Here is a 13,225-nt window from a genome sequence, read left to right on the forward strand (position 1 = left end):
TCTTATGTCAAATCTGGATGCCGGGCAGGCGATGCGGCGGTTCCACGCCCATCGGGCCAGCCTGCGCGCCCGGCGGCTGAACAACCGTCCTCCGGGCTTTGGGGTTGAGATCGTTGTACCCCAAACACAAGGAAAATTGACATGAGCACCATTCAACAACGCATCGTCCGCTACGGCGAACTGAAACCCTGCAAAACCGCGTTTATCGACGCCCACACACCGGGCAGCGATCAGAAAGAGAACTTTACCATCATCGGCGGTGGGGTGTCCGAATCTCCGGATCAGCATGTGCACATCACCGACAAGATCGGGTTCAATATCGGCGCTGCCGGGCAACCTCCGAAATGCCGCAACTCTTTGCACAGCCACACCACGGCCGAGGTGTTCTTTGTCGCCAAAGGCCGCTGGCGGTTCTTCTGGGGCCGCTATGGCACGGCTGGTGAGTTCATTGCCGAAGAAGGTGACATCTTCAACATCCCCACCGGTATCTTTCGTGGCTTTGAAAATGTCGGTCAGGACTACGGCATGATCATGTCGATCCTCGGCGGCGATGATGCGGGCGGCGGCGTCACATGGGCACCGCAGGTGATCGAAGACGCGCAGGCGCATGGTCTGATGCTGGGCGACAACGGCGTTCTTTATGATTCCAAGAAAGGGCAGGAGCTGCCGCACAATGTGCGCCCGATGCCTTTGCTGACCGAAGACCAACTGAAGACGTATCCCGAGGTTCCGGTTGAGGATGTGGTTGGCAAATACGTGGCCCGGTACTGGGATCTGATGGCATTGTCGTCCAATAAGCCAGCCGTGGTTATTGGCGAGGATGGCTTGATCAAGGACAGACCGGGTTTTGAGGTCGATTTCCTTGGGCGGGGCTCTTGCGTAGCAGACGCGACCGAAACTGAGAAACCCGTGGTGTTAATGCCAGCCAGCGGCCATTGGCGTGTCACTGTCGACGGCTACGAAACCACTTTGTCCGTTGGAGGCACCGCTTTGGTTCTGCCCGGTGAATCCTATCGCGTTGTTCCATCGATGACCGGGCAGGCGGGCCTGTACCGGATCACCGCAACCGATGACCCGGCAGGAGCGACCTGGACAGGATGAAAGCAGATCCCAATGACACACACGACGTTTACGAGCGGCAGGCGAGCGAATACGACAAGCGCCGCTCGAAGGCTTTGTTCGAGGCGCGCTGGCTGGCGCGCTTTACGGCCAGCCTGAAGCCCGGCGATCATGTGTTGGATTTGGGCTGCGGCACCGGCGACCCTATAGCGCGCTGGTTCATGGCCGAAGGTTTCGCCGTCACCGGCGTCGATTTTTCCGAGGCGATGCTGGCCTTGGCGCGGGACCGCTGGCCCGATGGCGATTGGCGCAAAGCCGACATGCGGGATTTCGAGCTGGACCAGCAGTTTGACGGCATCATCGCGTGGAACAGTTTTTTTCATCTGACAGCAGATGAGCAGAAGGGTTGCATCGCGCGTATGGCGCGCCATTTGCGGCCCGGTGGAATGCTGATGCTGACCGTCGGTCCACGTGCGGGTGAGGTCAGCGGCACGGTAGGAGCCGAGCGCGTATATCACGCCTCGCTGTCCCCGGCAGGCTATGCCGTGTGTCTGGAAGAAAACAGGCTGCACCTGACCGGATTTCTGGCCGAAGACCCCGAAACCCAAAGCCACACAGTCCTGATGGCACGAAAACTGTAAGGAGAGGCCCCAATGACCGTAAAAACCACCCATGTCGGGTCTCTGCCCCGCACGCAGGAGGTCGTGGATTTCATCTTCGCCCGTGAAAACAATGAACCCTACGACGCGGGGGCCTTTGACGCCTGTATGGCGGATGCCGTGTCCGAGACGGTGCGCAAACAGGTTGAAGCCGGGGTCGATATTGTCAGCGATGGGGAGACCTCGAAAATCTCCTACGCAACTTATGTCAAAGACCGCTACACCGGCTTTTCGGGTGACAGCCCGCGCAATGCGCCTGCGGATCTGAAGATGTTTCCGGGTTTCTTGCAACGCTTGGCAGATGATGGTGGCACGCCGCAATATGCGCGGCCCATGTGCACGGATGAGGTTCGCTCAAAAGGGCAGGGTGAGCTGGAGAAGGACATCGCCAACCTCAAAGCCGCCATGGCGCAACACGGGGCCGAACGGGGTTTTATGAATGCGGCCTCGCCCGGTGTCATTTCGCTGTTCCTGCAGAATGATTTCTACCCCACGCGCGAGGCGTATCTGGCCGCGTTGGCCGATGCCATGAAGGAAGAATACGAAACCATCGTGGCGGCAGGTCTGGACCTTCAGCTGGATTGCCCGGATCTGGCACTGTCCCGGCATATGCTGTTCACCGATCTGTCTGATGACGAGTTCGTCATGATCGCCAACATGCATGTCGAGGCCCTGAACCACGCGCTGCAGAACGTGCCTGCCGAGAAAGTTCGCGTGCATATCTGTTGGGGTAATTACGAAGGCCCGCATTGCTGCGATATTGCGATGGACAAGGTGTTCAGCACCCTGATGGCGACCAAATCGCGCTATGTCCTGTTCGAAACGTCAAACCCCCGCCACGCGCATGAGTGGACGGTGTTTCGGGATCGCAAGGTCGAGATTCCAGATGACAAGATTCTGGTGCCGGGCGTGGTCGATACCACCACCAATTTCGTTGAACATCCCGAACTTGTGGCGCAACGGATCGAACGGTTCACCGGGATCGTGGGCGTGGATCGTGTCATCGCCGGCAGCGATTGCGGCTTTGGCACATTTGCGGGCTTTGGCGCGGTTGATCCTCAGATCGCTTATGCCAAGCTGGCGGCGTTGTCAGACGGGGCCAAGTTGACCGCATCATGACTCCGTTGATCCTGTTGCCCGGCATGATGTGCGATGCGCGCCTTTTCGGCCCGCAGATTCAGGCGCTGTCGGGTCGAATGCCGGTAATGACCTTTCCACTTGGCCAGCATGACAGCGTCCAAGTTCTGGCGGCAGACATTCTGAGAAACGCGCCGCCTGTTTTTGCGCTTTTGGGCCTTTCGATGGGTGGGATTGTCGCGATGGAGGTGGTGCGTCAGGCCCCTGAACGCGTGTCGCACCTTGCGCTGCTCGATACCAACCCGCTTGCTGAAACCCCCGAGGTAAAGGCCCGCCGCGCACCCCAGATGACTGCTGTGCGCGAAGGGCGCTTGTGGCACGTCATGCGGGACGAAATGAAGCCCAACTATCTGGCAGACGGACCAAGGCAGGGGGCCGTTCTTGACCTGTGCATGGCGATGGCGACCGATCTGGGGCCGGACGTATTTCTGCGTCAATCGCGGGCCCTGATGGATCGCCCTGATCAATGCGATACCCTGTCTGCCTATGCAGGCAAAACTCTGGTTCTGTGCGGTCAGGATGACGGGCTTTGCCCCGTAGAACGCCATGAACTGATGCACCGCCTTCTGGCTAACAGCACGCTCGAAATCATTTCCGGCGCAGGCCATCTGCCCACCCTCGAAAAACCCGATGAAACCACAGCCGCAATCTCGCGCTGGTTGGAGAACCTATGAAACCGTCCCTTTTGTCTTTGCTTCGCAAGGTTGATACCCCCACGGTCTGCAATGCCATCGAAGTGGCACAAGGCCAGCGCGGTTTCGACCGTTTCACGCGCGGCACCATGCACTGCTCGGCCCCCGAAGAACCACCTATTGTGGGGTACGCACGGACTGCAAAAATCGCCGCCGTCAATCCGCCCGCCGAACCGCCCGAGACCATCAGGGCGCGGCGCATGGCCTATTACAGATACATGGCCGAAGCACCGTCGCCGTCCGTCGCGGTGATCGAGGATCTGGACTACCCCGATTGCATCGGTGCCTATTGGGGCGAGATCAACACGACGGTCCACAAAGGTTTCGGCCTTTCGGGGGCGCTGACCAACGGGGTGATGCGTGACCTCGGCGATCTTCCGCAAGGCTTCCCGGTGGTTGCCGGGTCGGTCGGCCCAAGCCACGGCTTTGTCCATGTGCGCGAGCTCGACACTCCGGTCTCGGTTTTTGGCCTGAAGGTCAATCCCGGCGATCTGATCCATGCTGACCGTCACGGCGCGCTGGTGGTGCCCGAAGACGTCGCGGGCCAACTGGAAGCCGCGATCCAAAAGCTGCTGACGACCGAGCGCATTGTCCTGGACGCGGCCAGCCAGCCGGGATTTGATTTTGAAGCTTTCGAAACCGCGTGGTCTGAATTCGAATCCGCCCGAACCTGACAGCTGATTGCTGATAGGATCCTTCAGTTGCTGACCTCGGCCGTGAGTGACAGGCTGTCGCCAAGGCCGCGTGACCCCGAAACAACTACGCTATGAAGCCCTGCATTTCTAAGACCGTTGGGCAAAGTGGAATTCCTTATCGTTCTTCCTTAACCTGCACTAAGGGAGGCCCATGGTGAAACGTCGACTCACGGTCATACTTGCAATCGATGTAGTGGGCTATTCCCGCCTCATGGGAAAAAACGAGACGGGAACACTAAACGCGCTCAAAGCGCATCGCTCGGAATTAATTGATCCAAAGGCCGTTCAGTATGGCGGGCGAACGATCAAGCTGATGGGCGACGGTGCGTTGATGGAATTTGCCAGCGTTGTCGATGCGGTCCGATTTGCCGTCGAAATACAGTGCGCCATGTCCGATAGGAATTCGGACGTTCCCGTTGATGACCGAATAGAATTTCGTATCGGCATCAACGTCGGTGACGTGATTGATGAGGGCGGGGACATATTCGGCGACGGTGTAAACCTGGCGGCAAGGATCGAGAGCCTCGCCCAAGCCGGCGGAGTCTGCGTTCACCGCAACGTCTTCAGTCAGGTCCGCGGAAAACTTGATCTGGATTTCGAGGATCTGGGCGGGATCACGGTCAAGAATATCGAACAACCTGTTCCGGTGTTCCGCCTGAACCTGAACGAGAAAGCGGCAAAGCTTGTATCTTCGGTTAAACCCGCAAAACCTGACCGAAAACCCTTTGCCGTGCGGACGGCTGCCATCGTCTTTTTTGCTTTGGCTCTTGTCGTCGGATTTGTCGCTTGGCGTTTCATTGCACCGGATTTTCAGCCGGTAGGAACGGCAGAAATGGAACATCCACTGCCGGACAAGCCTTCGATTGCCGTGCTGCCGTTCAGCGACGTAAGTCAGGGTGCCGACAAGGGCTACCTTAGCGACGCAATCAGTGAAGAGATCATTGCCAAGCTTTCCCGGTTCCCCGAGTTTTTTGTCATCGCCCGAAACTCGAGCTTCTTTTACCGAGACAAATCGGCAGATATTCGTGAAATCGCCAAAGAACTTGGCGTTCGGTACGTACTGGAAGGCAGCCAGCAAAAGTTCGGCGACATGCTTCGCGTGAATGCAACCCTTATTGACGCGGCGGCCGGGAATGCAATTTGGACTGAAACCTATGATCGCGATTTGACGGATATCTTTGCGTTGCAGGATGAAATTACCCGAACAATTGTTGCGACACTGGAACAAAACCTTGATCTTGCCGAATTCGACCGATTGCTGCGCCAGTCCACTCAAAGCCACGGCGCGTACGAACTTGTTTATCTAAGCCGCGCCGAACGTTTCAAATTCACGCCGGCTGGTAATCAAGAGGCCAAGGGGTTGGCTGAAGAGGCTATCAAACTGGACCCCGACTATTCCGTTGCATATTTCAGCCTTGCCTGGGTGCATATCAATTGTGATCGGTGGGGATGGTGTGCTGACCGGCCACGAGATCAAGCTCTGGACCTCGCCTTTGCGGCGGCTCGCAAAGCTGTTGAACTCGATCCCGACAGTTCTCTGGCGCACTGGGTTCTTGCGCATGCGTTTATGCAGGCCAACGATCTTGAGCAATCCGAAAGAGAGTACGACCGCGCCATTGCGCTTAATCCGAACTCGGCGGGTGTGTTGGCTGGCTCGGTCGAAACGCTGGTTTATCTTGGCCGCGCGACCGAGGCCGTCGAAAGGCTTCAAACCGCGATCCGGCTGAATCCCCATCATCCGGACTGGTACCTGTGGAGCCTCGCCTGGGCGCAGTATTTCACCGGTGAGTATGAAGCCGGGTTAGACGCGATAGATCGGATGACAAACATTCCCAATCTGGCGCGCCGTACACAGGCGGCGCTGTATGTCCGGTTGGGGCGGCTGGAGGAGGCCAAAGCCTCGATAGACAAGCTGTTGGAAAATCAACCGGGCTATACGATTGAGGATCAACGCCACAGTCTTGAGGGTAAGTTCCGGGATCAGGGCATTCCGGATCGCTTTATTGACGATTTGCGGACCGCCGGATTGCCGGACCGACCCGCCGATTGATCGCATTCGGGCTGTATTTGACCTGAATGATTGCCTTGTTGCGCGTTTATACACTACGGCACTCTCTGGAAAAGTAACGCCGCGGATCAGTCAAAACCCGCTGGTTCGTTCAATGAGCCAATACATCGATACCGAGCCGATACAATAGGCGGCAATCACTGTTGCCCTCTGGCCGACCGGGCGCGCGATCAGCCGCCAGACAGCAACCATAAGAGCCAGAGCGCCGACGAAACTCAGCTGACCGGCTTCAACACCCAGGTTGAACGCGAACAACGCCGCGGGAATATCGTTCGCGGGCAGCCCAATGTCGGCCAAAGCCCCTGCAAAACCCAGCCCATGCAAAAGCCCGAACCCGAAACAGACAATCCAGGGCTTTTGGTTCGAAAGCCGTAATAGACCTTCGCTACCTTTTACGATCTCCATAGCCAGAAAGACGATAGACAGCGCAATAACGGCTTCAACCGGAGGGCCGGGAATGCTCAGCACGCCAAAAGTCGCCAACGCCAGAGTTATGGAATGCGCAAGGGTGAAAGCTGTCACGGCACCGACTAACCGCCAGGGATCGCGGACCAGAATGAACAGCGCCAAGACAAACAGCAGATGATCCCAGCCTTCCAGAATATGTTCAAATCCCAACTGGAAATATGCCACGAACACCGACCACGTCGTTTGATCGGAGGGAATTCCCTGAACGGGCGCATCAGGGGTTAGTCGAAGCGTCACTGGTGCGGATGCCGTCGGGTGCAAACGTACCAATACGTCATTCAACTGCCTTTCCAGACCCTCAATGGCGATGAATTCACCTGCCATGCCCTTGGGGCATTCCGTGACCCAGGATGAAACCCAGGCCCGGCTGTCGAAAACGGGATCTGGCCCACGGGCCGGAACACAGGTTTCCGGCAATATGGGCTCGATCGCCATCGGTTGACCATTCACATCGGGTTTTCGCCAATGAACAGCCCAGGTGTCCGGCGCGATCTGCCGCATTTCCAAGTATCCCGGGTCTAGGGCATGGGCTGTGACGTTGCCACCCAGCCAGGACAGCGACATCGCAAACATTAGGCAGATCAGGGGTCTCATTTCGCCAAGCCTGAAAGATCGGGGGTTACAATCTCGTAGCTGGCGGCAAGCGTCTCATATTGCGCCCGGGCCATGTCTTCGCTTGTGGCGCGACGCCAGTCCCGAAGCACCGCATCGCGAATGTCAGCCAGCGGCGGTGTCTGGCTCGGTTCAACGGCAATTACCTGCACAAGATGCGTCCCGAAACCGGATTGGACAGGTCCCGTCCAGCGGCCTGTTTCGGCCTGTAGTAGCCCCGTGGAAAACCCTGTCCCAAAGACCGAGTCGATGACCTTTGTCGCGGTCAACGGCATCGAAGCGGGCAGCAGCGTTGAGGTCCCGAAAGCCGAGATGTCGTCGGTCTCAGGCAGCGCGGCCAAAGCTGATTCAATTTCTGCCTCGCTTGGCCTTTCCCCCAGAAAGACGTGGGTGAAGGCAACCTTGTCAGATGTTGCATAGCGGTCCGGGTTTTGATCGACAAATGCCTGTAGATCTTCATCTTTCGGTACCACCGACATGGCGATTGCTTCGGTCAGAAAATCCATCTTTTGGCTTAGCCGAGACCTGATCACGGTATCTCCGCGATCCAGGCCCAGTTTCCTTGCCTCCCTGACCAGAACCTCTTCGCGGATGGATGCATCGACCAAAGACTGAAGCTCGGTACCGTTTGGCGGGCGTTTCCATCTGGCTTTGAACCGAGAGGACAAAGCCGCAACATCTTCTTCGTCGATTGCAATCGTCTCGGAGGTTTCCGCCGTCTGGTACTCTGGCGCAACAATATGGAACCAACCGAAAATGGCCGCTCCAATCAGGAAGAAGTGGAACAGAGGTTCTTTCAGTATTCGCATGAAGGCTCCTCGTAAAACGTGATCTGGTTCTACGCCTCGATGCTGGCATCAGAGGGTTGGATTTTGCAAGGTGATGGACGGCTGCCGATTCAGGGGCTGGCTGTGGCCACTGAGGTCGCGGTCACGACCTCGGTTCGCAGATCTGCACTACGCAGCGGATCACTCGGCCGGCGTATACCAAATCGGGGACGAATACGCGCGTTCCTGATGCGTGAGCACTGCATCCTCGGGCAGCTCGGAGCCGAACCTTAGCTTGTCGTAAAGCACCCAACGCGGGGTCGGGATTTCGATCGCCCGCACGTAGTAGAAGGCCCGCGCGTTCGGGTCGAAATCAGGGTCAGACCAGACAGTGACCAGTTCGGCGGTTCCGATTGTGTTGGTCCAGCTGGCGGTATCCACATCCACTGTGTTCCCCACCGCGGGGATCTTGCCGCTATCATCTGCAACACGGTTGTCTGACCACGCAACATCATAGACCTTTTCCTGCAAGGCACCCTCGGCATCAAGCCAGCCTTTAATGACTTGCACACGATCCAGATTTGCCCCGATCGGGTCGCGCAAAGCGGCGATCAGGAAGGATGGCGCGCCGTCCCCTTCGCGGGGGCGCAGGTCCGACCCCATCGGAACACCTTTGGTATAGCCAATATCTGCCAGAAAGCGGGTTTCGACATCAGCATCACTGAAATCCCACCCACCAAAGAACCGCAGGCCGATCCGGGGGCCCGTGGTCGCGTAGGTTTCACGCCGCTTGAATGCGTCAAAAATCGCAGCACGTGTATTTTCGGTCGCCCAAACAGCCGTATAGCCGGACGCTACAAGCAGATCACCGGGAATCTCACCCAGATCATTGGCGATAAACGGGTGCTTGATACGCGAGGCCGAGGGCTCAACGCTGACGGATTTGCCAAAGAAGTTGTCTTCTTCCGCCGTGGCCAGAGAGGTATGGCTGTCCGTCGCACCGCCCATGCCGAACTTATAGGGGTTAACGCCGAATTTCTCCTCCAGCATCAAACCGCGTTTCAATGCTTCCCGGGCATATTCCCCGGCCAACATGTCATCGGTTTTCAATTCGGTTATGTCGAGGTTGCCGACGTCCCAGTTCTCGTAATCCGCAAATTCGTCATCCGGGCTCAGGAAGGGGTGGGCTTCGCCGTCACCTTTGATCTGCGTAACCTCATAGTGAGGTTCCCATTTGGCGCGGGCTGCGACGTATTCCTCGTCAACCTTGCCGCCGTGATACGTATCCTCGGTCGGGAACATCCATCCGTTCGACAGGTTGCCGTTATGCGCAAAGGCAACTGCGCGGCCCCCGGTTTTTTCCTGATACTCTTCAAGCCAGGCATAGAGCGATTTAGGGTCCGTATCGCCGTAAGGGGGCTGCGTGACCGGGGGAACCATCTGCAAGGCCCGGATCGGGCCGTCACGCAGCATGACGTTCCGGTGCAGATTGAAACCCTTGGGAACCGAGGTCCATTCGAACCCGATGAAGGCGGTAAAGTTGCCGGGATCATTGTGCCGCTCGGCCGCCAGAACGATATGTTCCCAAGTGAACGCAAAAGCGTCTGCGCCGGGGCTGTAGGATTCCAAAAGAATTTCCGGCAAAGTCATTTGCGAGAAATTGGTGATAATATCGAAGGCCGTTTTCCCGGCCTCTTCCCCGCCAGCTTTATAGCCTTCGTACCACTCTAACCCTTTTGGATCAGCAATAACGCCCGGTTTTCCGGCTTGAAGGTCCGGCGCAAATCCCATCAGGTCCGTGTGATCCGTAAGAACCATCCAATCCAGAGGTCGCGCCAATCTGACAGCTTGACCTGTCGACGAAATGACCTGCTCGCCCTTTGCGAAACGCCAGGCTTCATCTGGTAGCAGAGTGTTCCCAAATGCCCCGGCGTCCAGCGAAAGCCCGGTGTGAAGATGGGTGTCCCCCCAAAGCGGACGTTCAGGGAACGAGCGTTCGGCATATGGGGAATACAGCTGATCCTGAAATAAACCTTCTGCCGCCTGGTCGCTGGGCACGGCGTCAGAAAGAACACTTGCCGGTGCCAACATCAGAGCGACAAAACAAACGGATAACCGAAGCATTGGGACCTCCCACATCGAAAAAACCTGCGAAGAAGTAGAATTTTCGCAATCTGTTTATATTCGATTTTGTTTATATCATGGTGTTTTGGTTTCTGTGAGGTTTTTCTTTCCGGTGTGCTTGAAGCCTTCCAGAACGCTGGTCTGAGCAAAGCAGGCGTGTTCCTTCGTGCGCCAAGTGCTGACTACTTGGTCGGCTCTGGCACCAAAGCCTGAGCGTAGACGTGCAGCACCGGCGAGGCATGAACAGACCCAAATCAATCTGCCGGTAAATCAGCTTCCAAAACCATATTGAGAACAAACTGCGTTGCGAGGTCCGTTTCTTCCAAAGCGGCTAAAGCTTCAAACTGTTGATGCAGCGCAGTTTCACCCCAATTTCGCGTTGCGACAGCGATTTGAACCAAAAGCTCGGGGTCATTTTCCAGAGCAGCGGAAAAAATCTGAACGATTTTTGGCTTGTACTCTGATTGTAGGGTGCCCGCTTCGGCCAAAGCCCGGATCAACGCCTTTTTGTGTTCTTTTGTCTTGCCAGGATCTTGAAGGGCCGCGCCAATGGCGCTGATCGCAATCGCTTGGTCCGCTTCTATTCCAGCAAGAGCCCACTCGAAAGAATTCAGCCCCCCCGATTCCAGCGAACGAACATATCGCGCGCGCACAAACGAGCGCGCCTGGGGATCGGATTGCAACCCGAGCAAACGGATGGCGGCGGATCTGTATGCGAAGCGGTTTATGTCGCTGAATTCCTGTAGAATTAAGCTTGCGGGAACTCTGTCGCTCAACGGGCGCACAAGCGCGTAGGGCGCGCGGCCGATTTCAACCAGAGCCATGTTGTGCAACACATGATCCGAGTGCCCCAAATACCGGGCAAAGAACAAAACCCTGTCGGGATTATCCGTTTCTCCGTAGGCCCAAAGCCGACCGAAGGTACGAAGGTCTTCCAGAAAGTCGTGTCTTTCGGGGGTCAGAATAAACAAACGCCTCCAATGCCGCGAAAAACTGCGACCGGTAGTATCCTTGTAGGTCGGTCCATAGGTCAGCAAAACGGTTCGCGTGGGATCCGAGCGGAACGACCGCCGTGTAACGCTGTCGATCAAAAAAGGAATGTCCGGTGCGGATTTAAGCTTTTCGTTATCCCCTTTGAGAACTTTTTGCGCCTCGAACTTGAAAGGATTGTCTGATGCCGGACCCGCCAGCACGATGACTTCCGCGGATAGAATTTGATCAGCCAAAGATGCATCCGGCAACTCAATACACACTGCGCAGGCGTATGATGCACGCGGTGTGGCCAGCCCAAGGACGCATGTCACGACTGCAAGAAATCTTCCCATTGCTGGCCCCTCGGAACTGATCGCCTAGGTTGGCGGCGTCACCAATAGCGTTAAGGTAGCAAATATATTCAGTGATCGGAATATCGATGAATTCGCCGGGCAATGTTTCGCGATTTGGGTTTGCTCTGCTAAGCGGGCGTAAGACAGCCATTGTACCGGATGGTTACACGTCACGGCCCAACGAAACTGAACCCATTCGGTCCGCGTATCCATAAGAGTGCGACCATCAAATTTTACAGGTAATTCGGTCCAGAACATTCAGTTCTGAAACGACCCCCGCAAAAGCGGGCCCTCCGCCCGGCGTCACGAAGGGATCAATACCCCGAAACGTCGCGCGAATATTCGTGATAAATGCCCGGATCAAAGATGGAATTGACCGCCAGTTCGCGCTTGGGAAGAAGGTCCTCGGAAAACACCCGCGCGGCGGCAAAAACATCGGGCGTGACAAAGCGCAGACCGTCCGGAAGCTGGCCCAGCGTCGAGTTCGGGTCATTGGCGGCAAGGTTGTATCCCCAGACGCCAAAGGACGGGATCGACATCTGGTACGTCACGACCTGCGGGAAAATCTCGGACAAGGTTCTGGAAATCGTCCAGTAGGTATGAGGCGAAAAGAAAGGTGAGCTGCTTTGGGTCACCAGCACGCCGTCTTCGGTCAGGATGCTTTGGACCATGGCGTAGAATTCGACCGAATAGAGCTTTGACAGCGCCTCGTTATGGGGATCGGGGAAATCGATTATGATCCGGTCATAGGTCTGGTCGGTGGATTTGACATAGTTGAACGCGTCGGTGTTGTGCACGTGCAGGGCCGACGCCTCCATGCTGTTTTCGTTCAGGCGCGCGATGGGGGCCAGATTGCGCCCCAGATCGGTCATCGCCGGGTCGAGATCCACCAGATCGATGCGCGATACGGTTGGGTATTTCAGGATCTCACGCACGGCAAGCCCGTCGCCTCCGCCCAGAACCAGCACGGATTTGGGGGCGGTCTCACCCCAGGACAGGGCAGGATGGACCAGGGCTTCGTGATAGCGATACTCATCCGTTTCGGCGAATTGCAGATGGCCGTCGATATAAAGGCGGACATCGTTTTTCTGCCAGGTGTTGGTGACCACCAGCGACTGATATTGCGACTGCTTGCGCCAGACGATGCGGTCAAAATACAGGTGATCCTGCGCGAACGCTGTGATCCGTCCGGCCAGCAGGGTCAGCGCGAACAGCAGGACAATGGTCCCGATGGCGCAGCCCAGCATCCGTTTGGGCGTGTCCAGTTGATCGCGCAGGCACAGCACGCTTAACAACGCGACCATGGCATTGGTCAGGCCAATGGCAAACGAGGACGAGATCAGCCCAAGCGACGGCAGCAGCAGGATCGGAAACAGAACCGACCCGCACAGCGCGCCGACATAGTCCAGCGACAGCACGTCGGCGATGGATTCCCGCGTCGTGCTGCTTTCGGACAGGACACGCATCAGCAGCGGAATCTCCAGCCTGACCAGAAACCCGATGGATGAGATAAAGGTGAACATGCCGACCGTGTAAAACCACGGCGCATATGGAAAGAGCATGAACAGCGACACGCTGCAAAGGCCGCCGATCAGGGCCAGGATCAGTTCGACCCAGAT

At 56.9% G+C, this 13,225-nt stretch carries 12 protein-coding genes; 7 read left to right on the forward strand and 5 right to left on the reverse strand.

Features of this window, described 5'->3' with window-relative positions:
• Positions 1-4 precede the first annotated feature (4 nt).
• The 7 genes from ACR0KX_RS00365 (at position 5) to ACR0KX_RS00395 (ending at position 6,292) form a co-directional block, all read left to right on the forward strand.
• Positions 5-145, forward strand: a complete 141-nt coding sequence (locus ACR0KX_RS00365) for a hypothetical protein (protein WP_170449316.1) — start codon at positions 5-7, stop codon at positions 143-145.
• Positions 142-1,101, forward strand: a complete 960-nt coding sequence (locus ACR0KX_RS00370) for a cupin domain-containing protein (protein ID WP_480707689.1) — start codon at positions 142-144, stop codon at positions 1,099-1,101. Before ACR0KX_RS00365 ends, ACR0KX_RS00370 begins: the two co-directional genes overlap by 4 nt.
• Positions 1,098-1,700 carry a class I SAM-dependent methyltransferase gene (locus tag ACR0KX_RS00375; RefSeq protein WP_170452909.1) on the forward strand — a complete coding sequence of 201 codons (603 nt, stop codon included), beginning with the start codon at positions 1,098-1,100 and terminating at the stop codon, positions 1,698-1,700. The genes ACR0KX_RS00370 and ACR0KX_RS00375 overlap by 4 nt, the downstream gene beginning before the upstream one ends.
• Positions 1,701-1,712: 12 nt before the next feature.
• Positions 1,713-2,837 carry a cobalamin-independent methionine synthase II family protein gene (locus ACR0KX_RS00380; protein WP_170452906.1) on the forward strand — a complete coding sequence of 375 codons (1,125 nt, stop codon included), beginning with the start codon at positions 1,713-1,715 and terminating at the stop codon, positions 2,835-2,837.
• The gene (locus ACR0KX_RS00385) at positions 2,834-3,529 is read left to right on the forward strand and encodes an alpha/beta fold hydrolase (protein ID WP_170452903.1); all 696 of its coding nucleotides are present in this window, start codon (positions 2,834-2,836) and stop codon (positions 3,527-3,529) included. Before ACR0KX_RS00380 ends, ACR0KX_RS00385 begins: the two co-directional genes overlap by 4 nt.
• A complete protein-coding gene (locus ACR0KX_RS00390) occupies positions 3,526-4,221 on the forward strand; it encodes an RraA family protein (RefSeq protein WP_170452900.1) in 696 nt (231 codons plus the stop codon). The genes ACR0KX_RS00385 and ACR0KX_RS00390 overlap by 4 nt, the downstream gene beginning before the upstream one ends.
• A 172-nt stretch (positions 4,222-4,393) precedes the next feature.
• Complete coding sequence (locus ACR0KX_RS00395) at positions 4,394-6,292, forward strand: adenylate/guanylate cyclase domain-containing protein (RefSeq protein WP_170622758.1); 1,899 nt, start codon at positions 4,394-4,396, stop codon at positions 6,290-6,292.
• Between the two features lie 90 nt (positions 6,293-6,382).
• Here the strand turns inward: ACR0KX_RS00395 and ACR0KX_RS00400 are convergent, their stop codons facing one another.
• The 5 genes from ACR0KX_RS00400 to ACR0KX_RS00420 all read right to left on the reverse strand — a co-directional run bounded on the left by ACR0KX_RS00400 (position 6,383) and on the right by ACR0KX_RS00420 (position 13,225).
• Complete coding sequence (locus ACR0KX_RS00400; RefSeq protein WP_480707692.1) at positions 6,383-7,372, reverse strand: HupE/UreJ family protein; 990 nt, start codon at positions 7,370-7,372, stop codon at positions 6,383-6,385.
• Complete coding sequence (locus tag ACR0KX_RS00405; protein ID WP_170622760.1) at positions 7,369-8,199, reverse strand: peptidyl-prolyl cis-trans isomerase; 831 nt, start codon at positions 8,197-8,199, stop codon at positions 7,369-7,371. The genes ACR0KX_RS00400 and ACR0KX_RS00405 overlap by 4 nt, the downstream gene beginning before the upstream one ends.
• A gap of 159 nt (positions 8,200-8,358) precedes the next feature.
• A complete protein-coding gene (locus tag ACR0KX_RS00410; RefSeq protein ID WP_480707694.1) occupies positions 8,359-10,281 on the reverse strand; it encodes a DUF3604 domain-containing protein in 1,923 nt (640 codons plus the stop codon).
• Positions 10,282-10,535: 254 nt separating this feature from the next.
• On the reverse strand, positions 10,536-11,606 hold the full coding sequence (locus tag ACR0KX_RS00415; RefSeq protein WP_480707696.1) for a hypothetical protein: 1,071 nt from the start codon (positions 11,604-11,606) through the stop codon (positions 10,536-10,538).
• 314 nt (positions 11,607-11,920) lie between these two features.
• Positions 11,921-13,225 carry a polyamine aminopropyltransferase gene (locus tag ACR0KX_RS00420; protein ID WP_480708384.1) on the reverse strand — a complete coding sequence of 435 codons (1,305 nt, stop codon included), beginning with the start codon at positions 13,223-13,225 and terminating at the stop codon, positions 11,921-11,923.

Source organism: Ruegeria sp. BG5 (assembly GCF_056538425.1).